Here is a 26051-nt window from a genome sequence, read left to right on the forward strand (position 1 = left end):
CCATGACCGCTGAAACCGCAGGCGCTCCGCGCCAGAAGGTCAATCCCGTCCTCAAGCTCGTGCTGGAAATGGGGCCGCTGGTCCTGTTCTTCCTCGCCAATTACAAGCCGGAATTGTTCAAGCCCCTGGTCGAGCGCTTCATGGCGCCGGCCCTGTTCGAGGGGCCGAGCGGCAACATCTTCACGGCCACCGCCGTGTTCATCCCGGCCACAGTGATCGCGCTCATCGCCGGCCTCGTGCTCACCCGGCACATTCCGGTGATGCCGCTGGTCTCGGGCATCTTCGTGCTGGTCTTCGGCGTGCTGACGCTCTGGCTGCAGGACAAGACCTTCATCAAGCTCAAGCCGACCATCGTCAACACGCTGTTCGGCCTGATCCTGCTGGGAGGCCTCGCCTTCGGCAAGCCCCTGATCCGCATCGTCCTCGATGCTGCCTTCGACCTCAAGCCCGAGGGCTGGCGCAAGCTCACCCTGAACTGGGGCCTGTTCTTCCTGTTCCTGGCAGTGCTCAACGAAATCGTCTGGCGCAACTTCTCGGATGATTTCTGGACCAATTTCAAGGTCTTCGGCACCATGCCGATCACCCTGATCTTCGCCGCCACCCAGGTGCCGATCCTGATGAAATACGAGGTGAAGCCGGACAGCCCTGACGCTACCGAGCAAAGCAAGACCTAGGTCGATCATGCGTCTTTGGGTCTTGTCGGATCTCCACGTCGATAACAGCCCCTATACGCTTGCTCCAACACCTGCCGGGGCCGATGCCGTCGTCATTGCCGGCGATGTCTGCAACCGCCTGCATGACCGGGCTCTGCCTTGGCTCGCGCAGCATGTCCTGCCCCGCGGCCTGCCGCTGATCTATGTTCCCGGCAACCACGACTTCTATCGGGAGAACGTGGAAACGGAACTGCGCAAAGCCCGCGATCGGGCGCGGCTGGAAGGCATCCACCTGCTCGCCGAGGGGGAGACTCTCACCGCCGGCGGGGTGCGCTTCATCGGCGCCACGCTGTGGACCGACTACGCCGTGGCGGGCAGCCCCTTTCAGGGGCAGGTCGCCGCAGGCATGCAGATGAACGACCACAAGCTGATCCGGACCGGGCCCAACTATCGGCGCTGGCAAACCAGGGACGCTCTGCTCAGCCATGGCCGGCACCGGTCGGCAATCGCAAACACCCTTGCCCGGCCGTTCAACGGCCCCAGCGTGGTGATCAGCCATCACGCCCCGCACCCCCATTCGCTCTGGCAGAATGCCGTCAGCGAGCCGATCGATGCGGCCTATGCCAGCGATCTGACCTCCCTGATTGCCGAATATCGGCCGCACCTTTGGATACATGGTCACATTCATGCCAGCCGCGACTATCGCGTGCATGACACCCGCATCGTCAGCAATCCGCGCGGCAACATCTATGCCTATCGAAAGGGCAAGCAATCCATCATCGAAGTGGAGAACCCGAACCACGATCCGAGCCTTGTCGTGGAGGTTTGAAGCCGGGCAAGGCGAGAAGCGGCCGGCAGGACGATCAACCTTGAAACCGGGCGAGTACTGCCGATACCATCAGGGGGTGCTATCGAGCCGTCTGTCGCCCCCGGGGTGACCGTGGCCAAATCTGAGGCGACAGCATTGACCAGGCAGTTTGCATATACGGTATTTCAGGGCCGGGCTGGCGATCACAACGATCTGGCCATGCCGGGAGCCCGGGCGATCGGCGAAGCCTTGGCACGGCGGACGGGCATCGCGCCTTTCGTGGTCGGCACGCCGGAACCTGCGCTGAATACCGGCTGGCGCGAGGAACTGGACGTCGCGCTGCCGGCGCTCAAACAGGTGCAGGCCCGCTTCGACGACGTGCTGGCGAAGGGAGACGTCTCCATTGCAGCCACCAGCCGCTGCGCGGTCTCGCTCGCGACACTGCCGGCCGTTGCCAGGCATCGTCCCGATGCCTGCATCGTCTGGTTCGACGCCCATGGCGATCTCAATACGCCGGAGGCCTCGGCTTCGGGCTTTCTTGGCGGTCTCGCCATTTCCGGTCCCGCCGGACTTTGGGACTCGGGTCTGGGAGCAGGCTTGAGCCTCGACCGGCTCGTTCTCGTGGGCCAGCGCGATCTCGACCCATTCGAGCAGGATTTGATCGACAGGCACGGCATTCCGCTGGTCGAGCCACGCGGCGACCTGGCCGCCGAATTGCGCAAGGCGATTGCCGGCCGTCCGGTCTATGTGCACCTGGATTGCGACGTGCTGAATCCGGGCGTCGTTCCGACCGACTATGCCTGCGAAGGCGGCCTGTCGCTCGCCGATCTCCGCGCTTGCTGCGAGGTGATCGCCGAGCAGGCCTTCGTGGGCATCGAGATCGCCGAGTTTCAATATGCCTGGGAACCGGGAGGGGAAGCCTTCTCCCCCGACCCGCTTCTCGATGCCCTGGCGCCGCTCCTGGCGCGGTAAGCCGATCAGGTCTACCGGCTTACTTGAACCACTTGTCGTAGATCTTCTGGTAGGCGCCCGTCTCGATCGACTGGTGCAGCCATTGGTCGACGAAGCCCTTGAGGCCGATGTCGCGCTGCACCCAATAGGCTTTCTCGGCAAAATTGAAGGGCTTGTCGGGATGCACGGCGCACAGCACGCCCGGATGCAGCTTTTCCTGATAGAGGGTCTCGGAGGCGTCTGTCATCATCAGGTCGGCCCGCCCCGCCGCCACCTCGTCGAAGATCTTGGTGTTGTCGGGAAAGATCACGATCTTGGCCTGCTTCAGGCTGGCGCGGGCGAATTTCTCGTTGGTGCCGCCCGGATTGGCAACGACCGTCACCCCTGGCTTGTCGATATCCTGAAGTGTCTCGAACTTGCCCTTGTCGGCGCAGCGGGCGATCGGCGTCTTGCCCTCGCGCATATAGGGGGTGGAGAACAGGCCCTTCTTCTGGCGATCGAAGGTCACCGACACGCCGCCCATGGCGACGTCGAATTTGCCGGCTTCGAAATCCGCCGACAGATTGGACCAGGTCGTCGGCACGATCTCGAGCTTCACGCCGAGTGTCTCGGCGAGGCTCTTGGCCTGATCGATGTCGAAACCGGAGAACTCGCCGCTCGCCGGATCCTTGTAGCTGAAGGGGCGGTAGTCGCCGGTGGATCCTACCTTGAGCACGCCGGATGCCAGCACGGCGTCGAGCCCCGGTGCCGACGGCGCCTCCCGTGCGATCGCGGCGGGCGCAAGGCAAAGCAGGCCGAGACAGACGACAAGCAAACGAAGCATGTGATTCCCCCAAATGGTTTGTTGCGGGCAGCATAAAGCTGCGAGCCCCTCGTTCAACCCATGAGGAGGATCCGTTGTCAGCGCGCGCCCTCGCCCCTATTCGGGCACGAACAGGCGCGGCAGCTTGAGGCCAGGCAGGAAGGCACCGGCGCGGATCTTGCCGTCGGCGATGGTCAGGGGCACTTCGACCGCTGCCTTGCCATCGATGTTGGTGGGCTTGCCCAGCACGGGCAGGCCGACGGTGAGGGTCGTCGCCACCATATCTGGCACCCGGCCCGATTGCTTGAGCGTCTGGGCGAGTTCCGGCACGCCGGCGAGGGCCACCGTCACGTCGCCGGAGGGAAAGCCGCTGGTTTCCAGCCCGACTGTGCCGGTTGCCTTGACGACGCTCGGGCCACGCTCGACCTGGGCCTGCGTGATGGTCAGCGTGCCACCGGCGGCGGCCCAATCGCGCAGGCGCTCGGGCATCGGCATGGGCCTGAGGTCGATCTTGGTGATCACCCCGCGGAAAGTCCCTTTCATCAGGGAAGGAGCGCCGAGGAAATCGTCGAGCGGCGCGATCGCCTTGGCGTCGACATCGGCGGCAAGATCATAGGCGCCCGGCGCGGCATTGGTGCCCTCGGCCAGGCGGATATGGACCTCGACATTGCCCTCCTCGACCAGATTGACGGCCTGGTCACCGCGCTTGACGGTACCGCTGAGGCCCTTGATCACCACCGCGGCATTCTGCGGCCCGGAAGTCCAGATCGACATGCTGGCCTCGGCGCTCTTCCAATCGGCGGTCAGCGTCGCTCCGGCATCGCTCTTGTCGACCAGCGTTACCGGTCCCTTGGCCTGGAGCAGCACCTTGTTGGGCTGGTAGACCTGGGCCACCGCATTCACCTCGGCGAGTGCGGCACTGAAGGGCCTATTGGCTCTGACGCTCTCCACCGTCGCCTGGCCGCAATGCATTTCCAAGCGGAAGGGATAGCCGCCGATGGTCTGCTCGCCGCATTTGATCTGGCGTCCGAGCTCGGCCTGCTTGGCCAGGAAGCGCGCCCATTCGGCCTCGAGCCGAGTGGAGGCGTACCACCAGAAGCCCGACCAGGCGATCGCGATCAGGGCGAACAGGATGGTCGGCAGATAGATGCGGCGGGAAGAACGGCGCGGCGCGGGATTGATCAGGTCAGTCGGCACGAAAGGGTCTCGCTAGAGCGTCTTGCGATTTGACGGGATCACCACGAATCGCAAAGACGCGTTGAAACAGGGAGTTAGAGAAAATAAGCGTTCGGTCACGAACGCGTTTTGCTCTAGGATTGGCCAGGTCGCGGATAGATATTTCGGCCTCTTGAATCAGCCTTGTTTTAGCGCAGGAATAACGTGATTCGAGACGAGGGCCCTCTATCGCGGAGAATTGGGCCAAAGTCAGGGCAATAGGAAACCTGCGAACGTGACGTCATCCATGCAAGATCTGATCGAAACCAGCCTGGAAGCGGCGCTTGCGCCCGAACGCCTGGTGGTACTGGACGAATCGGCTGCCCATGCCGGCCACGCCGGTCATCGCGAGGGCGGCGAAAGCCATTTCCGGGTGAGGATCGTCTCGCCGCATTTCAGCGGACGCAGCCGCGTCGAGCGCCATCGCCTGGTCAACGAAGCCCTGAAGCCTGCCTTTGCGCGCGGCGTTCATGCCCTGGCGATCGAAGCCAGCGCACCGGGCGAACCGGTGCGCTGGTAAAAACTCTGGCTTAGTTGGAGGCGATCGAGCCGGTGAAGATATCCGGCATCGGCGCGAAGCTGGCGACGCGCAGGGGCTTCACCGCGGCGCCGGTGAACTTGTCGGCCCGCAGGTCCTGATAGGCCGCCACGCCGAAGCGCACCACTACCGTCTTGGACGGCGCCGCGATCAGCGAAGCCGTGGTGCGCAGGTCCGGCTTGACCAGGGTCGCCTGCTGCTTGTTGCGGGCAGCGGAAACCGGTGCCGACAGCGAAGCGAAGTTCTGCTTCTCGAAGCGCGTCGCGATCAAAGCCGGCCGTGGCGGCCGGGCCGTGTTGGTCACGGGCGCCGGATCGGCGAAGCCGAGGGCGCGCTGCGACTGACGGTTGGCGCTACGCTTCATGAAGCCTTCGCTGCCCTGGGAAAGGTCTGCGAAGACCGGAGGCTTGGGATCGAGCACCGGCCGCGTCGCCGGCACCGCCGGCGGAGCATCCAGGGAAGCGAGCTGCACGGGGGCCGCCTGGCTCTCCTCGGCTGCCGTACCCGGACGCAGCGGCGGCAACGGCACATTGGCAGCCACCTCGCCACCTGCGCCATTCGCCCCGGTCTGCCAGATCATGCGCGGACCGGTATCGGCGGAGGCGAGCTGTGCTGTCGCAGCATCGGCAGCCTGTGCGGCGTCGATATCATTGGGACGGCGCTCGGGCAGCGGCACAGGCGCCATGCGACGCGGCGAGGTCGCCAATTCATCGGCCATCGCCATCTGCTGCATCGCCGGAGGAGCCACTTGAGCCGCCGGCTGCGGCGCCACGGCCGGTATGCGGGCACTGCTGCGCGTGGTCGGCGCATAGGCCTGGGCCACTTCGACCGGCGGGGCGCTGGTGGTCGTATTGCTGCGCGAACCGAACAGGGCTGCGAAGAAGCCGCCGCCGCTGGTCTCGGCGACGTCATCCTCGCCGGCACCACCGCCAGCCGAGCCGCCATTGCGGCGAATTTCGTTCATCGCCAGCTGGTAGCCGGGCATCGGACGTCCGTCCGAAGGCACCAGCACCGTCTTGCCGTCGGGGAAGACGGAAGCGAGTTCGCTGCGCGACATGCGCGGCCACATGCGTACGCCGCCGGAATCCATATGGACGAAGGGCGAGCCGGACGAAGGGTAGTAACCCACGCCGCCACGCTGCAGGCGAAGACCGGCGACCCGCAGCTTCGACAGCGACACGCCGGGAATGAAATAATCGATCGCCTTGCCGAGCGTGTGCTGGCTGAATTTGGCGACGCCGCGCGAACGCCGGCGCAGCATGCCGTTGGTGCCGGGCGAGCGATAGCCGCAGACGATGTTGATCGGCTGGGAGGCGCCAACCTGGCGATAGACCAGCCACAGCGTATCGAGCGTGCGCGGATCCATGCGCACGGCCTGGTTCTGGCGCCAGTCGCGCATGAACCAGTCGATCTTCTTCAGCGCGGCGGAATCATAGGAGCCGTTACGCTTGTAGGTGATGTTGATGGTCTCGCCCGTATGCAGGTGGCGCATATAGAGCGAGCGGGTATCGCCATTGGCAATCGCGTCCTGCGTCGGCCCGACCAGAACCGTCGTCATCACGGTGGATGCGAGGGAAATGGCCAGAATGCGACCGGTACGCGAAACTTTGATCCGGGGCAAAAGGCTGAGTGGGTTCTGCACGATTAGCACTCTCGGCAAATAGGCGAGGGAACCAGAGCCGAGCGTATTTCCACAAATGGGACGCTCGGCGCCAGGTCCGGATTGCCGGAGTCTTGCCGAGATTGGTTAAAGCACCGTTGATGCACCGTTCGACCCCTAATATCTAGCCGTTGAAACCGGCCTTGGGAGTGGCCTTTTGCTTGGGAAACGTGGCAAAAAGACGAACGCGGGTTGGCGAACGCCAACCCTTACCAAACATGGTAAATCGTTGCATAACAGATTTCAGCCGGGAAGGCCAAGCGCCGAAATCACCTTCCGGTCATATCCGTAGATGTCGTTGAGGCGCTGCAATTCGCCGTCACCGTCCACATAGGCGGTGAAATAAGCGATGTGGACCGGAATTTTCCTCTCCAAATCAATGCGCTGCTCTTCCCCGCCCTGCAGGCCGCGGACGCTGTCCTCGGTCCAGCCATTGCCCATCACGAGCTCGGCAAATTTATAGGGGTTATCCACACGCACGCAGCCATGGCTGAAGGCCCGTTCGTCACGCGAGAACAGGTTGCGCTGCGGCGTGTCGTGCAGATAGACCGAGAAATTGTTCGGGAACATGAACTTGATGAAGCCGAGCGCATTGCGCTCACCCGGCGGCTGGCGCACCTGCATCTGGCCGCCGACATAGCTCACTTCATAGCCCCGGCGCTCGAGATAGCCGGGATCCTGGGCGAGCTTGGGCATATATTCCTTCTTGATGATCGACTGCGGTACGTTCCAGGACGGATTGACCACCACGAAGCTCATCTGATCGGAGAAGATCGGCGTCGGCGTATTGGCCTTGCCGACCACCACCCGCGCCTCATAGCTCAGCACGCCGTCCTTGGTGAACCAGACCTTGTACTCGGGCACGTTCACGAAGACATTGGTCAGGCCCATGTCATGGGGCAACCAGCGCCAGCGCTCCATATTGGCGATGATCTCGCTCTCGGTATTGACGCGCGGCTGGCGCAGGGCCGCATTGAGGGCGACCACCGTGGCGGGACCCAGCGTGCCGCTGGCCTTGAGATTGCGGGTGGCCTGGAAGTCGCGCACCGCCGCCTGCAATGCCTCGTCATAGACATCGTTGTCGGCATCGCTGGCCGTCAGGCCGAGGCGCGTGCGCAGCACCGCAACCCGGGTGTCCGTCATGCCCACCTTCAGCGTGGGACCGGCAGGAACTTCCGGCAGAGTAGCTTCGGCGGCGGCGGCATTGGCGGCCCTGACGTCGGCCAGCTTCTGCTTCAGCGCCAGGTATTGCGGCGAGGCCGGATTGTAGCCGTCAAGCACCGTGACAGGATCGGAGGCGATCGCCACCGAAGCGAGCGCCGCCACCGGGTCGGGCATGTTGGGAGCCTTGGCGATGTCGCGGCTGATCTGCCGGGTGTCGACCCGGCCCGAGGAAGCCTGGCGGACATAGGTAAGGACAGCCGCGCTCAGCGCGATCTCGGCATCCGCCTGGGCATCGGCGCTCGCGCCGCTCAGGGCGTCGAGCCCGGCAACGCGGAAGGCCGAGGCGTCAAGGCCATCCTCGCCTGCGCGGTTCATGCGATCGACCAAGGCCTTGGCCGCGGGCGTGAGCGCACCATTGTCGATCCAGAGCGGCGTCGCGCCGCGGAGCGCGTAGAAATCGCTGATGGCCTGCGCGTCGGCGCCACGCTTGGCGACGTAATCGGCAAGCCTGGCGGCGAGATTCATGGTGACGGCGGCAGGAGCAACCGATGGCGCGGGAGCAGGCGTGCTGGCCTCAGCGGGCGGCACGGGCTCAGCCTTGGGCTCGACCTTGGGTGCCTGCGTCTCGGCCGGAACGGCAGCGGGGATTTCCGGGGTCGGTGCCATGCTGGGCGCGGGTTGCCCGGCCGGCGAAGCGGTTGCCACGGACTGGGAGCCCGTCGGGGCGGCCTCGCCCTTGGGGGCCGTTGCAGAGATCGAGGACGGCGTGTCCGGGGCAACGGCCGTCTCGGCCGGCTTCGGTGCCATTTCGACGGGAGCCGGCACCGGAACGGGGCCGACCGGTGCAGGTGCAAGGGTCGCGGTCGAAGCCGGTGCGGCGTCCGGCTTGACATGCTGCACGCTCACCCGCTCCTGCGGCGAAGCGGCGGCCGGCGCGGTCTGCGGCACGGCCGGGGCGAAGGCGCTCTGCTTTTCGCCGGCACTCAGGCCGGGAACCGACGGCGCGGCAGCATCGGGCTTATGGCTGGTGGGCGTACCGCTGTCTTGGGCATAGGCCGGGAGCAATGTGGCGCTCAAGCTCAAAGCCAGAGCGACCGAACTCAACAAATTAGCGCGGTAACTCATAAGATTCCTCAATCTCCGGCGCCCAATGTCCCAACGCCGCCTGCAATTGTGTCGATAGTGACAAGTACCATGCCAGATTCAAGACAAATTCTGGTGTGCAAACGATCACATAACCGTTCACGCCGCCTGGTGAGACTCGCCCGTTTCTCCGGCTCTCACGCCGATCGACGCTTCGTCAAGCCCAAGTTCCTTGAGCTTGCGATAAAGCGTGGATCGTCCGATGCCGAGCTTGCGCGCGACTTCGGTCATCTGCCCGCGATGATGGCGGATGGCAAATTTCAGCATGTCCGTTTCCAGCGATTCCAGCGTGCGGACGTCCCCTCGCGCATCGAGCATGGTCATGGTGTGGGGTTCGCGCACCGTGATGATCTCGCGCAGCGGTGTCCCGGTGATCATGGCCGGACCGATGTGCACCGGCTTGGGCGGCAGCAGCGGCGCAGAAGGGATGCGCACGTCGAACCCATCCACGCGGGCGGCGATCTGCGGCAGGTCCGGCACGCCGATCTCGTCGCCTTCAGCGAGAATCACGGCACGATACATCGCATTTTCGAGTTGGCGCACATTGCCGGGCCAGTCATAGGCCGTGAGCAGCGCCTGGGCCTCGGCGCTAATGCTGCGTACGGCCTTGCCTTCCTCGGCCCCGAAGCGTGCGAGAAAATGCCAGGCAAGGTCGGCGATATCCTCACGCCGCACCCGCAGCGCCGGCAGCATGATCGGGAAGACATGGAGGCGATAATAGAGGTCTTCGCGGAACAGCCCCGCCTTGACCAGATCGATCAGGTTGCGGCTGGTCGAGGAGATCAGGCGGAAATCCGTACGCACAGCCCGCCGAGCGCCGAGCGGTTCGATCTCGCCACTGCGCAGCGCGTCGAGCAGCTTGACCTGCAGAGCGGGCGACAATTCGCCGACATTGTCGAGAAAGAGCGTGCCGCCATGGGCCTCCGCCAGCTTGCCGGCCTGCTTGTCGACGGCACCGGCCGGGTTCTTGTCCTGGCCGAACAGGATGCGTTCGGCCTCGGCCTCCGGCAGGGTGCCGCAATTGACGGCCACGAACGGCCGGCCGCGGCGTTCGCCGCCGCCATGGATCGCCTGCGCCACCATCTGCTTGCCGGTGCCCGCTTCGCCCTCGATCAGCACGGGAATGGTCGACCCCGCCGCTTTCTCGGCCAGGCGCACCACCCGCTCCATCTCCGGACCGCGGGCAACCAGATCCTTGAGGCCGAGCTGACCCGTGACGCGCTTGGCGAGCACGGCCACTTCGCGTTCCAGCGCGCGGTGCTTGAGAGCATTGCGGATCGAGGCCTGCAGACGCTCCGCCCCCACGGGCTTGACCACGAAATCGGCCGCACCCGCCTTCATCGCCGAGATTACGGCATCGATCGAGCCGTGGGCCGTCTGCACGATCACCGGAACCTGCAGGCCGCGGGCCCGCATGCGGCCGAGCACGCCCATGCCGTCGAGGTCAGGCATCACCAGGTCCAGGACGAGAAGATCGATCTTGCCGCCTTCGAGTTCACGCAGCGCCGCTTCGCCACTGTCGACAAGGCAGGCATGATAGCCAAAACGCCTCACCATGGCCTCGAGAAGTCGGCATTGCACCGGATCGTCGTCGGCGATCAGAACAGTCGAGCCCATCAATCCCCCGTCCCATTTCATCCGGCGCAGCGATCGGATGCCGATCCCTGCGGAACCCGGCATCACCGCGCCAGCACGAGGCCACCCTCCGGAGAGGCGCCACGATTTCACCCGGGCGAAGCGCCCCGTGTGCCGTTTCGGATCATCTAGGAGGAGAAGCGTGAAGGACTGCTTAACGACGTTTCATCAAAGTCACATTCCGCGGAGATGGTTGAAACCGCGGCCGCGAACGGCGATATGTGGGACCATCACGGGGCCGTATCGCCGGCCCGGCTTTGTTGCAAACACGGAGTGTCAGCCTCCGGCTGGCATTCAGGAATGCCGTTCGAACGATAACCGCAATCGTAGTTGCCAAGCGGTCTCAAGGAGTTTTCATGGCCGGCCAATCTTTTTCCGCATCCTCCGGTTCCTCTTCATCCGAGGCATCCAAGGCTGATTCGCCGGAGACCAGGGCCGACCGGAAGGGCAGCGAACTCGGCCGATTACCTGAATGGAATCTCTCCGATCTCTACCCGGGCCTCGATTCGCCCGAGATTGCCGCCGATCTCGACAGGGGCCTGGCCGACTGTCTTGCCTTCGAGGAGGCCCATAAGGGCAAGCTCGCCGAGATTCTGGCCGGCAAGGAGGGCGCCCGCCGTCTCGCCACCATCATCAAGACCTATGAGGGCCTCGAGGACAGGCTCGGGCGCATCGCCTCCTTCGCTGGCCTCGTCTATGCCGGCGACACCACCGATCCCGTCCGCGCCAAATTCTATGGCGACGTGCAGGACAAGCTGACCACCGCCTCCTCCCACCTCCTGTTCTTCACGCTGGAGCTCAACCGCATCGACGATGCGGCCTTGGCCGAGGCGGTCGAGCAGCAGACCGACGAAGACTTGGCGCTCGCCCATTGGAAGCCCTGGCTCGACGACATCCGCATCGAGAAGCCCTATCAGCTCGAGGATCGCGTCGAGCAACTGTTCCACGACAAGTCGGTCACCGGTCGCGGAGCCTGGAACCGCCTGTTCGACGAAACGATCTCGGGCCTGCGTTTCCGGGTGGAGGACAGTCAGGAACTGACGCTGGAGCCGACCCTGAACCTGCTGCAGGATCCCTCCCCGGCCAAGCGCGAGAAGGCGGCCCATGCCCTCGCCCGCACCTTCAAGGATAATCTCAGGCTGTTCACCCTGATCACCAACACGCTGGCCAAGGACAAGGAGATCTCCGACCGCTGGCGCGGCTTCGAGGATGTCGCCGATTCGCGCCATCTGTCGAACCGGGTCGAGCGCGAGGTGGTCGATGCGCTGGTCTCGGCGGTGCAGGAAGCCTATCCGCGCCTGTCGCATCGCTACTATCGCCTCAAGGCCAAGTGGTTCGGGCTCGACCAGCTCAACCACTGGGACCGCAATGCGCCGCTGCCCAAGGTCGAGAGCACGCCGATTAAGTGGGAAGATGCGCGCGGCACCGTGCTGGAGGCCTATGCCGGTTTCTCGCCGCGCATGGCCGGCATCGCCCAGCGCTTCTTCGACGAGAACTGGATCGATGCGCCCGTCCGCCCCGGCAAGGCGCCCGGCGCCTTCGCCCACCCGACCGTGCCTTCGGCCCATCCCTATGTGCTGCTCAACTACCAGGGCAAGACGCGCGACGTGATGACGCTGGCCCATGAGCTCGGCCACGGCGTCCACCAGGTACTGGCAGGCCACAACGGCGCGCTGATGGCGCCGACGCCGCTGACCCTGGCCGAGACCGCCTCGGTGTTCGGCGAGATGCTGACCTTCCGCGCCTTGCTGGCAGGGGCGGCCAGCCCGGCGCAGAAGAAGGCCATGCTCGCCGCCAAGGTGGAGGACATGATCAACACGGTGGTGCGCCAGATCGCCTTCTATTCCTTCGAGCGCAAGGTACATGTCGAGCGCCGCCAGGGCGAGTTGACCGCCGACCGCCTCGGCGAGATCTGGCTGTCCGTTCAAGAGGAAAGCCTCGGGCCGGCCATCAAGATCGGGCCGGGCTACGAGACCTTCTGGACTTACATCCCGCACTTCATCCACTCGCCCTTCTACGTCTATGCCTACGCCTTCGGCGACTGCCTGGTGAATTCGCTCTATGCCGTCTACGAAAAGGCGCATGACGGCTTTGCCGAACGCTATCTCGCCATGCTGGCGGCCGGCGGCACCAAGCATCATTCCGAACTGCTCGCCCCCTTCGGCCTCGACGCGCGCGATCCTGCCTTCTGGCAGATCGGCCTCAACCTGATCGAGAGCATGATCATAGAGCTCGAAGGAATGGAGTGAGGCTGACAGCGCTGCAGGCAGCGGCTTTACTGCCTCACCCTTCTCCTCTCCCCGCCGGGGGGAGGCAATGACTGGTGCCGAGCGAGACGATGCCAGCCCCGACTTGATCGCAACACCGAAGTCTCCCTCTCCCGGGCCGGGAGAGGGTGTTGCGGACTGCGGCCATCCTCATCCCGCGGCAATCGCCTCCAGCTCCACCAGCCAGCCCGGTTCGAGCGTTTCAACCACGATGGCCGTGGTCGGGATGCGGCGGCTGCCAAGAGCCTCGAGCCGCGCCGCCTGATTGGCTTCGACATAGGCGGCATCGCGCAAATAGCTGGTGACGCGCACCAGATTGTCCACGCCCATGCCGGCCTCGGCAAGGATGCGCCGGATATTGGACCATACGCAGTCGAGTTGCTCCGCCAGACCGGCGGGCGCCCTCCCCGCCAGATCGAGGCCCATGGTACCGCTGAAGAAAAGCAGGCGCTGCGGCCTCACCACTTCCATGGCGTGGACGTAGTCCGGTGTCGCTTCATAGATGCCTTCAGCAGGATTTCGCACTATCATCTGCATGATCAGAGCTCCTTGGTTGGGCTATTCTGAGCAGAAAAATCTTCGATAAAAAGTGATTTTTGCCGAATGAAATCAAAAACGAAGGATCTTCAGCCGAATGAAAGGCCAGACCGTATCCTCGACGATTTCGACCGAAAGATCTTAAGTGCGCTGAGCGCGGATGCGCGCTAGACCTATGCCGAGATCGGCCAGAATGTGGGACTTTCCGCTCCGGCCGTGCATGAACGCGTCAAGCGGCTGCGCGAATCCGGCGTGCTCAAGGGTACGACGGCCGTTCTCGACGCCCAGGCCATCGGCAAGCCCTTCCTCGCCTTCGTGCATGTCGACACCGAGGGCTGGGGCAAGAGCGAACGCATGATGACACTGCGCCGCTTTCCCGAGGTGGAAGAGATGCATTCGGTAGCCGGCGATACCGGCGTGGTCATGAAGGTCCGCACCCGACACGCGCGGGCCATGGAGCATTTCCTCTCCCAGCTCTATGTCCTGCCGGGCGTCAGGGGCACCAAGAGCTATGTGGTGCTCTCCACCTATCTGGAACGGGCAATCCAGCCCCTGGCCACCGAGGATTGGCCGGAAATCCCGCTGCCGCGGGATTAAGTTCAATATCCGGCTCTCCTGGGCGGCGTCCGCCTGCCCGCAATGCCCGTGCAATCCGCCCACCCTAGGTTGCGCCCGCATTCGGGAGCTGGACGATGATCCGCAGGAAGCAATGGGCTGCCAGGGCAGCCGGCTATGGGCTGCATGCCTATATCAGTGGCGTGATGCGCACCACGCGCTTCGCCCCTCTGCCGGGCGAGCAGCGGCCCTGGGAGAGGACGGACGGTTCCTTCATCGCACTGACCTGGCATGGCCAGCAAATGCTGAGCGTCGCAGCCCTGCGCGGGGCACCGCGCACCAGCGTGCTGGTCTCGCTGCATTTCGACGGCTCGGTGATCGCCACGGCACTGGCGCGGGCCGGCTACGGCACCATCCGCGGCTCGGGCACCCAGACCCGGGCCAAGATCCGGGGCAAATGCGGCATCCCCGCCTTCCTGGCGATGCGCCAGGCGCTGGAAACCGGCACCAATGTGCTGATGACGGCCGACGTGCCCAAGGTCGCGCGTGTCGCCGGCAAGGGCGCGGTGCAGCTGGCGCGGGCGACCGGACGGCCGATCTTCCTGTTCGCGGCGGTGACCAGCGCCCGCATAGACCTCGACAACTGGGACAAGGCCAGCCTGGTCCTGCCCTTCGGGCGCGGCTGTGTATTGTGGTCGGAGGCCCTCACCGTAGCCAGCGATGCCGACGCAGCAGAGATCGACGCGGTCAGCCATCGCATCACCATGGGGCTCGACGACCTGCACGCCGAAGCCCATCGGCGGCTGCGTTCCGGGAGCTGACGGCGCCCTTGCGCGTTTTGGCTGGATATTGCCGCGCTTTGGCATGGCTCTGCGTTCCGAGGAGGCAAGGGCTGCAGCTAAGAGGGACGAAGCCTCAAAGAAGTACGTTCCTTCCACGGCCGAACAGCGGACGCAAACATGGCAATTCTTCTCGGCCTGGCGGCAGCCCTGTGCTGGGGCGGCACGGATTTCCTCGGCGGCGCGGCGGCGCGGGCGCTCGGGGTGCGCCAGTCCCTGTTCTTCAGCCAGGCCATCGGCTTTGCCGGCCTGTCGCTGCTGGTCCTGGTCCTGCCTGGCATCCGCGGCCAGATGGCGTCGGCCCCGCCGGAGGCCTGGCTGTGGGGCCTTGCCGCCGCCCTCTGCAATTTCCTGGGCATGCTGGCCCTGCTGTCCGCCCTGGCTCGCGGCAAGGCCGCCCTGGTCGCCCCCCTCACCGCTACCTATGGTGTGATCACCACCTTGCTGTCACTGGCAACCGGCGAGATACTGGGCTGGTGGGCCCTGGCGGGCCTGGCGCTCTGTTTCATCGGGGTACCCTGCACGGTCTACGCGCCGGATGACGACAGCGCCTCGGCGGGTTCGAGGACTTCTCTGCGCCTGGCACTGGCGGCGGCTCTGTTCTTCGGTATCGGCTTCTGGCTGCAGGGACACCTGGCCCTGCCCGGGCTCGGCACCACGGCGACGCTGTGGCTGCTCTATGCCACCAATCTGATCTGTCTTGCCGGCATGCTCGCGGTGCGGCCGGCAGAGTTCCAGCCACCGCCTTCATCGCTCTGGCTCCTCATCACCGCGATCGGCCTGCTCAGCCTGTGCGGCTTCGGCACGCTGGCCCTGGGCGCGCTCACCGGGGCCGTCGCGGTGGTCACCGTGCTGAGCACGCTGTCCGGCGCTGTCACCGCCGCCCTCGGCGTGGTGCTGCGCGGCGAAAGGCTGTCGGCGCTGCAATGGTTCGGCATTGCCACCGCCCTTCTCGGCGTCCTCCTGCTCAGGATCGGGGGCTAGCCGGCGTCCCCGGCACCGCTGCCTCGTTCCGGCGCAAGGGCGACCAGCCGAGCGTCATGCCGGCCGCCGCGACCAGGATGGCGCCGGCACCAACCATCTGCAGCCAGTCCAGGCGGTGGCCGAAGGCGACGAGGTCGACCAGGATCGCCACCACCGGATAGATGAAGGAGAGCGCGCCGGTGAGGCTGGTCGGCAACTTCTGGATGGCGCCGTAGAGCAGGATATACATCAGTCCGGTATGGACGATGCCGAGCGTGCCCAGGATGGCCCAGGTCTGTTCGCCGACGGGTGGATGGGATAGGCTGGCGAGCGGGGCCAGCATCAGGGTGCCCACGATCACCTGGATCAACGCGATCAGGTGCGGCGGCACGCCCTTGAGCTTCTTGGCGACCAGAGCGGCGATGGCATAGAAGAAGGCGGCGCCGAGCGCCAGGCCGATGCCGACCAGATAATCGGTCCCCGCAGCCCCGCTTTTGGCCTGCACGATGCCGAGCATGCCGGCAAAGGCGAGGCCGAGCCAGAACAGCTTTGACGCCGTCAACTTCTCCGAAAAGAACAGCACGCCGAAACCCACCAGCATGAAGGGCTGGGTGTTGTAGACGGCGGTGGCGATCGAGATCGAGGCGCGCGGATAGGCGGCAAACAGCATGAGCCAGTTCGCCACGATGGCGACGCCGCCGACCACGGCGAGGCCGATCTGCCGCACCGTGATGACGTCGCGCCTGAAAAGGCCGAGCCCCAGGCAGATCAAGGCGAGCGTGCCCGCCCCGAACAGGCAGCGCCAGAACACCACGTCGATGACCGGCTGGCCGGACAGGATGACGAACCAGCCGATCGTGCCGGATATGATCATGGCCGCCGTCATCTCGGCCGTTCCGCGGAGCTTGTCCATGGCATGCACCTCTCAAAGGAGGCTGAATTCTATTCGGGCACCGTGCAGTTTTATATGGATAGGATTAGGCAAGATATGACATCCTCCTAAATCACGAAGGAAAAATCGTGGATTGGCATCATGCTTGATGAAGTGGACAAACGCATCGTCGACATTCTGGTCGAGAATGCCCGCATCTCGCTGAAGGAACTGGCGGGCCGGGTGAACCTGTCCTCCCCCTCGACCTCGGAACGTCTCAGACGCTTGGAGGAGCGCGGCGTGATCCGCGCCTTCACCGTGGACGTCGATCCGCAGGCCCTCGGCTATACGCTGCAGGCGATCGTGCGCATCCGCCCCCTGCCCGGCCAATTGCCCCGGGTGCAGAGGCTGATCGAGGAAATCCCGGAATTCTCCGAATGCGACAAGGTCACCGGCGACGACTGCTTCGTCGCCCGGCTGCACCTGCGCTCGATCGAACAGCTCGACGAGATCCTCGACCGCCTCATCGACAAGGCCGAGACCAACACCGCCATCGTCAAGTCGCAGCCGGTGAAGCGCCGCCTGCCGCCGCTGTGAGGGCGCGCTTCGCCGAGACGAGATCAGCGCAGGAACAGCAGGGGCCCCGTCGCCACCAGCAGCAGCCAGGCGATGCCGTCCCATTCCGTCAGCGAGGAGGATGGCGCCCGGCGACGAGCCCCGAACGCCGCCATCGCCTGCAGCACGGCAAACAGGGCGAGCAGCGCGGCGAAGGTCGCCGCAAAAGCCTTCGATCCACAGGCCGCCAGCAGGGCGGCGAAGAGGACTTCGGCAGCAAAGACGTGAATGGTTACCCTGGACACGATGTCCAGTTTTTTCGGGACTGAATGCGACATGGCGGAAGCGGTTCTGAAAATGCCTTGTTCTCACGCCGGCCCGCGAAAGCATTCGGTCGGACGAGGGAAAGATAAGGACGTTATCCTGCCCTGCCGCAATTGTTCGGCGGGCTGACATCGAAGGCATTTTATGAAATGGCATGCCCATTACACAAATAAATATTGTGTATTATTTGGAGCATAACGCGTAAGCAGGATATAAGGACGCCGGCCCTGCTTTAGGCAGGCGGTGCAATATCCCGGGGTCGCAGGCGTCGCGCCTGCAACGTCCTCACCTCAGTCGCAGCGCAGCAGGGAGGGCGGCGTGCCGATGTCGGCGACCACTGCCTCGAAGCGGCGGGTTTCGGGATCGCGGACCAGGAGATGGCCGGAAGCGATGCCGAAATAGGCGCCGTGGAGCTGCAATTCGCCGGCATCGACGCGGCGGCGCACGCTGCCGAAGGTCATCAGATTGGCAAGGCTCTGTTCCACGGCGGCCAGAGCGAGGCGGGTGATGTAGTCTTCGGACGGCGTCTCGCCGGGATCCTCGAGCGTATCCACTGCCGGGGCGATGATCGACATCCACTTGCCGATGAAGTCACCGGAGGACAGCGGCGCCCGCTTCTCCGCGAAGGAGCGGATGCCGCCGCAGCTGGCATGGCCCATGATCACGATATGCTTGACCTTGAGCGCCTCGACCGCGAATTCCAGCGCGGCGCTGGTGCCGTGGAATTGGCCGCCCGCTTCATAGGGCGGCACGATATTGGCGACGTTGCGCACCACGAACAGCTCGCCGGGCCCGGCGTCGAAAATCACTTCGGGCGAGACCCGCGAATCACAACAGCCGATCACGAGCACTTCAGGGCTCTGCCCCGTGGTTCCCAAGGTCTCGTAGCGCTGGCTTTCCCGGGAGAAGCGATCACCGAGGAAAGACTTGTAGCCGGCGATGAGACTGTCGGGGAACATGGGATCTCCTCGGAGCGCGGACATCCTGTCCGCTCTTGAAACGACAACGGTCGAGAAGAGAGCGAGGCGGTGATCTCAGGAGACACCGCCATGCATGGATACCGGAAGAGGGCGGATACCGCGACATGCAAACATGTCGTCGAGAGGCCCGCCCTCCCGGGATCATGCCGCCAGGTTGCGCAGCACGAACTGCAGGATGCCGCCGTTCTTGAAGTAGTCGAGCTCATCCAGTGTGTCGATGCGGCAGAGCAGCGGCACCTTGACGACCTTGCCGTCGGCGAAGGTGATCTCGGCCTCGATGGTGGCGCGCGGCTTGATCGTCTCGATACCCTCGATCGTCACCGTCTCGTCGCCCTTCAGGCCCAGCGTCTGCCAGGAGGTGCCTTCGGCGAAGGTGAAGGGCACCACGCCCATGCCGACCAAGTTGGAGCGGTGGATACGCTCGAAGCTCTGGGCGATCACGGCGCGCACGCCGAGCAGCTTGGTGCCCTTGGCCGCCCAGTCACGCGAGGAACCGGTGCCGTATTCCTTGCCGGCGAACACGACCAGGGGCACGCCCTCGGCCTTGTAACGCATGGCCACGTCATAGATCGGGGCTTCCACGCCATCGGGATAATGGATGGACAGGCCGCCTTCGATGCCCGGCAGCATCTGGTTCTTGATGCGGATATTGGCGAAGGTACCGCGCATCATCACCTGATGGTTGCCGCGGCGGGTGCCGTACTGGTTGAAGTCCACCGGGCGGACCTGATGGTCGCGCAGATATTCGCCCGCCGGGCTCGCCGCCTTGATCGAACCGGCCGGGGAGATGTGGTCGGTGGTGATCGAGTCGAGGAAGAGGCCAAGGACGCGGGCCTTGTGCACGTCGGTCGGCGGCACCGGCGTCTTGGTCATACCATCGAAATAGGGTGGGTTCTGCACATAGGTCGAACGCTCGTCCCAGGCATAGGTCTGCCCGGCCGGGGCCGAGATCTTCTGCCAGTTCTCGTCGCCCTTGAAGACGTCCGCATATTTGGACTTGAACATCGCCTGGGTGACGAATTCGTCGATCACCGCCTGAATCTCGGCACCATCGGGCCAGATATCGGCGAGGAAGACGGGCTTGCCGTCGCTGCCGGTGCCGAGCGGCTCCAGCGTGAGATCGACCTGCAGGGAGCCGGCCAGCGCATAGGCGACCACCAGCGGGGGCGAGGCCAAATAGTTGGCCTTGACGTCCGGATTGACGCGGCCCTCGAAGTTGCGGTTGCCCGAGAGCACCGCGGCGGCGACGATGTCACCCTTGTTGACGGCCTCCGAGATCGGCTCGGGCAACGGGCCCGAATTGCCGATGCAGGTGGTGCAGCCGAAGCCCACCAGGTTGAAGCCGAGGGCATCGAGGTCCTTCTGCAGGCCGGACTGGCTGAGATAGGCTTCCACCACCTGCGATCCCGGGGCGAGCGAAGTCTTGACCCAGGGCTTGGACTTCAGGCCCTTGGCCGCCGCCTTGCGGGCGAGCAGGCCGGCCGCGACCAGCACGGAGGGATTGGAGGTGTTGGTGCAGGAGGTGATGGCAGCGATCGTCACCGCGCCGTGGCCGATGCCATAGTCGGTGCCGGCGACGGCCTGGGTCTTGCCGGCCTCGTCTGGCTTCTTGAACTCGCCTTCCAGCGCGGCGAGGAAGCCGGCCTTGGCATCGGAGAGCAGGACGCGGTCCTGCGGGCGCTTGGGACCGGCCAGCGAAGGCAGCACGGTGGCGAGATCGAGCTCGAGGATGTCGGTGAACACCGGATCGAAGCTCGCCGCGGTGCGGAACATGCCCTGTTCCTTGGAATAGGCCTCGACCAGCGCGATGCGGTCGGCATCACGGCCGGACTTGTCGAGATAGCGCAGCGTCTCGGCATCGACAGGGAAGAAGCCGCAGGTCGCGCCATATTCCGGCGCCATGTTGGCGATGGTGGCCTTGTCCTCCAGCGTCATGGCGTCGAGGCCCTGGCCGAAGAACTCCACGAACTTGCCGACCACGCCCTTCTTGCGCAGCATCTGGGTGACGGTGAGCACGAGGTCGGTGGCGGTGACGCCGGCCGGCAGCTTGCCGGTAAGGCGGAAGCCGATCACTTCGGGGATCAGCATCGAATTGGGCTGACCGAGCATGGAGGCCTCGGCCTCGATGCCGCCGACGCCCCAGCCGAGCACGCCCAGGCCGTTGACCATGGTGGTGTGGCTGTCGGTGCCCACCAGCGTGTCGGGATAGGCGACGGTGACACCGTCCTCTTCCTTGGTCCACACCGTCTGAGCCAGATATTCCAGGTTGACCTGGTGGCAGATGCCGGTGCCCGGCGGCACCACGCGGAAATTGTCGAAGGCCGATTGGCCCCATTTCAGGAAGCGGTAGCGCTCCTGGTTCTGTTCATATTCGCGGGCGACATTGTTCTTGAAGGCGTCGTTGTTGCCGAAATAGTCGACGACGACGGAGTGGTCGATGACCAGGTCCACCGGCACCAGCGGGTTGATGCGGGTGGGATCGCCGCCCAGCGCCTTCATGGCGTCACGCATGGCGGCAAGGTCGACCACGGCCGGCACGCCGGTGAAGTCCTGCATCAGCACGCGGGCGGGGCGGAAGGCGATCTCGCGCTCGGCCTTGCCGCGATTGGTCAGGAAGGCGGCGATGGCTTCGATGTCGCCCTTGGAAACGCTGCGGCCATCCTCGAAGCGCAGGAGGTTCTCGAGCAGGACCTTCATGGAGACCGGCAAGGCGGAAATGCCGGGAAGACCGTTCGCTTCCGCTGCCTTCAAGGAATAATAGGTATAGGTCTTCGAGCCCACCTGAAGTGTCTTGCGGGCTTTGAAGCTGTCGAGAGAGGCCATGGCAGGTTCCCTGAAAAAGGCCGGGGAGCGTCCCCAAGCCTATGATAGGTCAGCGGAATTCGCGCTCGCGAGGCGATTTGTGCGGCGCGGGATGGTGCGTTTATAGAAGGATTCCAGTCAGGCCGCTACTGCCTATTTGGCGACGTCTGCCATGCCCGGATCGCGGGGTCTGCCACCGGACGGGTAGGAGGCGGGAGCGGCAGAAAAATCGATCGGATTTTTACGCTTTGTTAAGGCTGTCGGCCGATTCCGGAGCAGAACACCGCGTTTCCTCTCTATTTCCGCGGTGTGACCATCGACACGGCACGCTCGCGCCGCAATCGGCATCTACTCCGCCAGCTTCAGCTTTCAGAACGCGGCCGAACGTTTGCTCTTGAGGATATCATGCAGCCATTTGCCCCCTTGCTCGCCAAGCTTCGCACCGAGTTCCGGCATGCCTGGTTCCCGACCCTGCTGATCTGCTCGATGGTGATCCTGCATGACCTGGCCACCGGCATTCAGCATGGCGGCCTGGTGGTGGCGTTGCTGATCGCCGCCTTCGTCCTGGCGCGCCCCGCCTTGCTCCGCCAACGCTCACCGCTGCAGAGCTGGCGCCACAGCCTGATCTATGCCGGCACCATCCTGGTTGCGACCCTGGTCTCCCTGGGCACGCTCGACTGGCTGAAGCTCTAGGAACGGAGGACGACGGTCGAAGCGTTGCCGTATTCACGGTCGTTACGACATTGTCCATGGCTCAGCGCCTTCAGGTGCCGCTCGCGCCGAAGCTCGCTTGCGCCATGTCGAGAAAGGCCGACAGGGCGCTCGAAACATAGCCATCCGCCCGGCGCACGAACAGCGTATCGACCTCGGATCGCTCGGGCGGGAGGTCATGGATGGCGATCCTGCCCTCCTGCCAGGTGCCAGCCACGACGCTTCTCGGCAGCAAGGTGACGCCGACGCCGGCCGAGACACAGCTGATGATCGCTTCCAGCGAGCCGAATTCCAGCGGCCTTGCGGTCACGATTCCTCTCTCGGCCAGCAAGGCTTCGAGCCGCTGGCGATAGGAGCAACCGATCTGGAACACGATCGTCTTCAGATCCGCGACCGCAGCCAGTTCGTCGATGCTGCGATGGTTGCGCGCGGTGACGAGGACGAGCTCTTCCCGGAAAACTACCTGCCAGCTCAGTTCCGGATGGCTGATGGGGCCGGCAACGAAGGCACCTTCGAGGCGGCATGCCAGCACCTCGTCCACGAGCTTGCGCGTGGTGCCGGTGGCGAGGACGAGCCGGACGGCGGGGTAGGCCTTGGCAAACCGGCTGAGCAGGCCGGACAGCCGCAGGGCCGCCGTCGTTTCCAGGCTGCCGAGCGACAGGGCGCCACTCGGCACGCCCTCGTCCTGCGCGGCCATTCGCGCATCCGCGAGCAGCCTGGCGATGCGGCTGACAAAGGGCAACACCCGCTGCCCCGCCGGCGTGGTGGAGACACCGCGCGCATGGCGCTGGAACAGGCTGACGCCAAGGTCCTGTTCGAGTGTACGGATGCGAGCCGTCACATTGGATTGGACGGTGTTCAGCTCCTGGGCGGCCCGGTTCATGCTGCCGAGCCGGGATACGGCCTCGAAAACCTTCAGATCGGATATGTCCATGCCGGTCGCATCCGCCACCAATTGGCTAATCTTAAAAAGAGATAACTTATATCTTTTATATTCGTTTTTATAGATTGATACAGGCTCGTATGGTCGTCAAGCGTGACAATCGAGGGTCGACGAATGGCCGGCACCACCATCTTGGACCGTGGCGGGAATTCCCACGAGGGCAGCCTCAATCTGTGGAGGGCCATCCTGTCCGCCTTCTGTGCCAGCCTGATCGGCATCGGCCTTGCCCGCTTCGCCTACACGCCGCTGCTGCCCGCGATCGTCGATGCGCGCTGGTTCGAGGCCTCGACGGCCGCCTATCTCGGCGCCGCCAACCTGGCTGGCTATCTTGCCGGCGCCCTCATGGGCCGGCCGATGGCCGGGCGTTTCTCGACAGTGGCCACTCTCAGGGCCATGATGGCCCTGGCCACCCTCACCTTTTTCGCCTGCTCTTATCCGTTCGGCTTTGCCTGGTTCTTCGCCTGGCGCTTTGCCGCCGGGCTGGCGGGTGGCGTGCTGATGGTCCTGGCAGCTCCAACCGTCCTCACCCATATCGCACCGGCAAGACGGGGGCTTGCCGGCGGCGCCATCTTCATGGGGATCGGGGCGGGCATTGCCGCATCCGGCACGCTGGTGCCATTGCTCCTGCAGCAGGGACTGCGGCAGGCCTGGCTTGGCCTCGGTGCACTCTCGCTGCTGCTGATGGCCGCCGCCTGGAGCGGTTGGCCGCGCGGCGAGAATGCCACGGCCCGGCCCGCCGCGTCCGGCCATGCCCCGCGAACGGCAAGCCTGCGTGCCCTTTATGCCGAATACGCCCTCAATGCCGCCGGCTGGGTGCCGCACATGATCTTCCTGGTCGATTTCGTCGCGCGGGGATTGGGTGAAGGCGTCGAGGTCGGCGCCCTCTATTGGATCATCTTCGGCATCGGCGCCACCATCGGCCCTCTGCTGGCCGGTCACCTTGCCGATCGCATCGGCTTCGGCGCGGCCTTGCGCATGGCCTTCCTGCTCGAGGCCGTCGCGGTAGCGCTGCCTGCCGGTATGGCCGGGCAGGCATGGCTGATCGGCTCGAGCCTGATCGTGGGTGCCTTCGTCACCGGCACAGTGCCGCTGATCATCGGCCGCATCCACGAACTCCTGCCGCACCACCCTGCCCAGCAAAAACGGGCCTGGAGCCTGGCGACGGTTTGGTTCGCCCTGTTCCAGGCCGGTGCCGCCTATGCCCTGTCCTTCCTCTTCGCCCAGAGCGGCGGCAATTACCGCCTGCTCTTCGTGATCGGCGCGGCCGCGATGATCCTCGCTTTGGCGATCGATCTCGTCGCCAACGGCATTGGCCGTCCTGGCAACGAAGGCAGGCAAGGCTGAGCGCCGTGGCATCGGGAACCGGCCGGGCACGGCCATATCCTTTCCCATCCGGAGCTTTACCTCCCACCGCTGCATGCCGATGATGCCCGCGAGGGGAATCGTACAGGGGGAACTGGGTATGAGGAAGGTCGGATTCGCGACCCTCGTTGCGGCCGCCACCATGGTGGCCACGCCCGTGCTGGCTGAGCCGGTCCTGATCGAGAACGTCAAGGGCTATACCATCCGCAACGGCGAGCTCGTCCGCTTCGACGCTCTGGTCTTCGGCGAAGACGGCAAAGTCATCGCCACCGGCACGCACAAGGAACTGGTCAAGGCCCATGCAGGTGCCGTCAAACGCGACGGCCGTGGCAAGGTGATGCTGCCAGGCCTGATCGATGCGCATGGCCATGTCGGCGGCCTCGGCGAAACGCTGACGACGATCGATCTGTCATCGACCACCAGTCTCAAGGCCGCCCTCAAGCAAGTGAGTGCCTATGCTGCGGCCAATCCCAAGGCGGCCTGGATTCGTGGCAGCGGCTGGAACCAGGTGATCTGGAAGCTCGGGCGCTTTCCGAACGCCGCCGAGCTCGACGCCGTGCTGAAGGACAGGCCGGTCTGGCTCGAGCGGGTCGACGGCCATGCCGGCTGGGCCAACTCGAAGACGCTCGCCTTGGCCGGCATCACCAGGGACACCAAGGATCCCGATGGCGGGCGCCTCGAACGCGATGCGCAGGGCAATCCCACCGGGGTACTGGTCGACAAGGCCATGGACCTCGTCGTCAAGATGCTGCCGGCCAAGACCGAGGCCGATCGCTCCGCCAATCTCACCGCCGCCCTCGCTCATATGGCCAGGCTTGGCCTGACAGGGGCGCATGACGCCGGCGTCGAGGCCGCCGACATCGATGTCTACAGAAAGTTCGCCGACGAGGGCCGCCTCACCGCCCGGATCTACGCCATGGTTGGCGGCGTCGGCGAGGATTTCAAGAAAGTCTCGGCTGGAGGCCCGCTGCTCGGCTATGGCCAGGACCGGTTGACGGTACGCAGTGTCAAGCTCTATGCCGACGGCGCGCTGGGCAGCCGCGGCGCTGCGCTGATCGAGCCCTATAGCGACGATCCCGGCAATCGCGGCCTGCTTTTCAAGAAACCCGAGGCGATGCAGGCCGATATCGAGACGGCACTGAAGGCCGGCTTCCAGGTCAATGTTCACGCCATCGGCGATGCCGGCAATCGCGAAGTGCTCGACGCCTTCGAGGGCGCCTTCGCCAAGGTGGGCGGGCGCGATCTGCGCAACCGCATCGAGCACGCCCAGGTGCTGGCGCTCACCGACCTGCCCCGCCTCGAGAGCCTCGGCCTCGTCGCCTCGATGCAACCCACCCACGCCACTTCCGACATGAACATGGCGGAAGACAGGGTCGGCCATGAGCGCATCCGCGGCGCCTATGCCTGGCGAACCGTGCTCAACCAGGGCACGGTGATTGCCGGCGGTTCGGACTTTCCGGTGGAATCGGCCAATCCGTTCTTCGGCCTGCACGCGGCTATCAACCGCACCGATCACGAAGGCAAGCCCGTCGCCGGCTGGCACGCCGAGCAGGCGATGACGCGGGTTGAAGCGTTCCGCGCCTTCACCCTGGATGCCGCCTACGCCGCACATCAGGAGAAGAGCCTCGGCAGCCTCGAACCGGGCAAATGGGCCGATTTCATCCTGGTCGACCAGGACATCTTTGCCGTCGATCCCCAGTTGATCTGGAAGACCAAAGTCGCGGAGACCTGGGTCGGCGGCAGGCGTGTGTTTCCTGCCGGAAGATGAGGGAC

22 protein-coding genes and 1 pseudogene are annotated in these 26051 nt (G+C 64.8%); 12 read left to right on the top strand and 11 right to left on the bottom strand.

The window, feature by feature from the left end; genetic code table 11:
* Positions 1-2: 2 nt before the first annotated feature.
* The 3 genes from ABXS05_RS26630 to ABXS05_RS26640 all read left to right on the top strand — a co-directional run bounded on the left by ABXS05_RS26630 (position 3) and on the right by ABXS05_RS26640 (position 2433).
* On the top strand, positions 3-674 hold the full coding sequence (locus tag ABXS05_RS26630) for a septation protein A (protein WP_367625946.1): 672 nt from the start codon (positions 3-5) through the stop codon (positions 672-674).
* Between the two features lie 7 nt (positions 675-681).
* Positions 682-1482, top strand: coding sequence for a metallophosphoesterase (locus ABXS05_RS26635; RefSeq protein ID WP_311935830.1), 801 nt, complete (start codon positions 682-684; stop codon positions 1480-1482).
* Between the two features lie 198 nt (positions 1483-1680).
* Positions 1681-2433: an arginase family protein gene (locus tag ABXS05_RS26640; protein WP_311935827.1), complete on the top strand. Its 753-nt coding sequence runs from the start codon at positions 1681-1683 to the stop codon at positions 2431-2433.
* A 19-nt stretch (positions 2434-2452) separates the two neighbouring features.
* On the opposite strand, the gene ABXS05_RS26645 is transcribed toward ABXS05_RS26640, so the two are convergent.
* Together ABXS05_RS26645 and ABXS05_RS26650 are read right to left on the bottom strand one after the other, a co-directional pair.
* Positions 2453-3235 carry a transporter substrate-binding domain-containing protein gene (locus tag ABXS05_RS26645; protein WP_367625948.1) on the bottom strand — a complete coding sequence of 261 codons (783 nt, stop codon included), beginning with the start codon at positions 3233-3235 and terminating at the stop codon, positions 2453-2455.
* A 96-nt stretch (positions 3236-3331) separates the two neighbouring features.
* The gene (locus ABXS05_RS26650) at positions 3332-4411 is read right to left on the bottom strand and encodes a DUF2125 domain-containing protein (protein ID WP_367625949.1); all 1080 of its coding nucleotides are present in this window, start codon (positions 4409-4411) and stop codon (positions 3332-3334) included.
* Positions 4412-4676: 265 nt separating this feature from the next.
* On the opposite strand from ABXS05_RS26650, the gene ABXS05_RS26655 reads away from it, so the two are divergent.
* The gene (locus ABXS05_RS26655; RefSeq protein WP_311935940.1) at positions 4677-4949 is read left to right on the top strand and encodes a BolA family protein; all 273 of its coding nucleotides are present in this window, start codon (positions 4677-4679) and stop codon (positions 4947-4949) included.
* A 10-nt stretch (positions 4950-4959) separates the two neighbouring features.
* On the opposite strand, the gene ABXS05_RS26660 is transcribed toward ABXS05_RS26655, so the two are convergent.
* The 3 genes from ABXS05_RS26660 to ABXS05_RS26670 form a co-directional block, all read right to left on the bottom strand.
* Positions 4960-6525 (bottom strand): peptidoglycan L,D-endopeptidase MepK, encoded by a 1566-nt coding sequence (locus ABXS05_RS26660; RefSeq protein ID WP_311935818.1) that lies wholly within the window; start codon positions 6523-6525, stop codon positions 4960-4962.
* Between the two features lie 345 nt (positions 6526-6870).
* Entirely contained in the window at positions 6871-8868 is a 1998-nt protein-coding gene (locus ABXS05_RS26665; protein ID WP_311935815.1) for a L,D-transpeptidase scaffold domain-containing protein, read from the bottom strand.
* A 165-nt stretch (positions 8869-9033) separates the two neighbouring features.
* Positions 9034-10551, bottom strand: a complete 1518-nt coding sequence (locus tag ABXS05_RS26670; protein WP_367625951.1) for a sigma-54-dependent transcriptional regulator — start codon at positions 10549-10551, stop codon at positions 9034-9036.
* A 374-nt stretch (positions 10552-10925) separates the two neighbouring features.
* On the opposite strand from ABXS05_RS26670, the gene ABXS05_RS26675 reads away from it, so the two are divergent.
* Positions 10926-12818, top strand: a complete 1893-nt coding sequence (locus ABXS05_RS26675) for a M3 family oligoendopeptidase (RefSeq protein WP_367625952.1) — start codon at positions 10926-10928, stop codon at positions 12816-12818.
* A 168-nt stretch (positions 12819-12986) separates the two neighbouring features.
* Here the strand turns inward: ABXS05_RS26675 and ABXS05_RS26680 are convergent, their stop codons facing one another.
* Complete coding sequence (locus ABXS05_RS26680; RefSeq protein ID WP_367625953.1) at positions 12987-13373, bottom strand: RidA family protein; 387 nt, start codon at positions 13371-13373, stop codon at positions 12987-12989.
* 66 nt (positions 13374-13439) lie between these two features.
* Between ABXS05_RS26680 and ABXS05_RS26685 the strand changes: the two are divergent.
* The 3 genes and pseudogenes from ABXS05_RS26685 (at position 13440) to ABXS05_RS26695 (ending at position 15751) form a co-directional block, all read left to right on the top strand.
* A pseudogene (locus ABXS05_RS26685) lies at positions 13440-13970 on the top strand (Lrp/AsnC family transcriptional regulator).
* Between the two features lie 95 nt (positions 13971-14065).
* On the top strand, positions 14066-14749 hold the full coding sequence (locus ABXS05_RS26690) for a lysophospholipid acyltransferase family protein (RefSeq protein WP_311935795.1): 684 nt from the start codon (positions 14066-14068) through the stop codon (positions 14747-14749).
* 138 nt (positions 14750-14887) lie between these two features.
* The gene (locus ABXS05_RS26695; RefSeq protein WP_367625954.1) at positions 14888-15751 is read left to right on the top strand and encodes an EamA family transporter; all 864 of its coding nucleotides are present in this window, start codon (positions 14888-14890) and stop codon (positions 15749-15751) included.
* Here ABXS05_RS26695 and ABXS05_RS26700 read toward each other — a convergent pair.
* The gene (locus ABXS05_RS26700) at positions 15735-16643 is read right to left on the bottom strand and encodes a DMT family transporter (RefSeq protein ID WP_367625955.1); all 909 of its coding nucleotides are present in this window, start codon (positions 16641-16643) and stop codon (positions 15735-15737) included. The two genes, ABXS05_RS26695 and ABXS05_RS26700, sit on opposite strands and share 17 nt — an antisense overlap.
* Positions 16644-16763: 120 nt before the next feature.
* Here ABXS05_RS26700 and ABXS05_RS26705 point away from each other — a divergent pair, with 120 nt between their 5' ends.
* The gene (locus tag ABXS05_RS26705; RefSeq protein WP_068298273.1) at positions 16764-17198 is read left to right on the top strand and encodes an Lrp/AsnC family transcriptional regulator; all 435 of its coding nucleotides are present in this window, start codon (positions 16764-16766) and stop codon (positions 17196-17198) included.
* 23 nt (positions 17199-17221) lie between these two features.
* Here the strand turns inward: ABXS05_RS26705 and ABXS05_RS26710 are convergent, their stop codons facing one another.
* The 3 genes from ABXS05_RS26710 to acnA all read right to left on the bottom strand — a co-directional run bounded on the left by ABXS05_RS26710 (position 17222) and on the right by acnA (position 21283).
* The gene (locus ABXS05_RS26710) at positions 17222-17494 is read right to left on the bottom strand and encodes a hypothetical protein (protein WP_367625956.1); all 273 of its coding nucleotides are present in this window, start codon (positions 17492-17494) and stop codon (positions 17222-17224) included.
* Between the two features lie 276 nt (positions 17495-17770).
* Complete coding sequence (locus ABXS05_RS26715; protein ID WP_311935778.1) at positions 17771-18439, bottom strand: carbonic anhydrase; 669 nt, start codon at positions 18437-18439, stop codon at positions 17771-17773.
* 162 nt (positions 18440-18601) lie between these two features.
* On the bottom strand, positions 18602-21283 hold the full coding sequence (gene acnA, locus ABXS05_RS26720) for an aconitate hydratase AcnA (RefSeq protein ID WP_311935775.1): 2682 nt from the start codon (positions 21281-21283) through the stop codon (positions 18602-18604).
* A gap of 384 nt (positions 21284-21667) precedes the next feature.
* Here acnA and ABXS05_RS26725 point away from each other — a divergent pair, with 384 nt between their 5' ends.
* Entirely contained in the window at positions 21668-21955 is a 288-nt protein-coding gene (locus ABXS05_RS26725; RefSeq protein ID WP_367625957.1) for a hypothetical protein, read from the top strand.
* Between the two features lie 70 nt (positions 21956-22025).
* Here the strand turns inward: ABXS05_RS26725 and ABXS05_RS26730 are convergent, their stop codons facing one another.
* Positions 22026-22907 (bottom strand): LysR family transcriptional regulator, encoded by an 882-nt coding sequence (locus ABXS05_RS26730; protein WP_367625958.1) that lies wholly within the window; start codon positions 22905-22907, stop codon positions 22026-22028.
* 123 nt (positions 22908-23030) lie between these two features.
* Between ABXS05_RS26730 and ABXS05_RS26735 the strand changes: the two genes are divergently transcribed.
* A complete protein-coding gene (locus ABXS05_RS26735) occupies positions 23031-24260 on the top strand; it encodes a YbfB/YjiJ family MFS transporter (RefSeq protein WP_367625959.1) in 1230 nt (409 codons plus the stop codon).
* A gap of 118 nt (positions 24261-24378) precedes the next feature.
* On the top strand, positions 24379-26046 hold the full coding sequence (locus ABXS05_RS26740) for an amidohydrolase (RefSeq protein ID WP_367625960.1): 1668 nt from the start codon (positions 24379-24381) through the stop codon (positions 26044-26046).
* The last annotated feature ends 5 nt before the right edge of the window (positions 26047-26051 follow it).

The sequence above is a fragment of the Labrys neptuniae genome (assembly GCF_040797145.1).
Taxonomy (GTDB): Bacteria; Pseudomonadota; Alphaproteobacteria; order Rhizobiales; family Labraceae; genus Labrys; species Labrys neptuniae.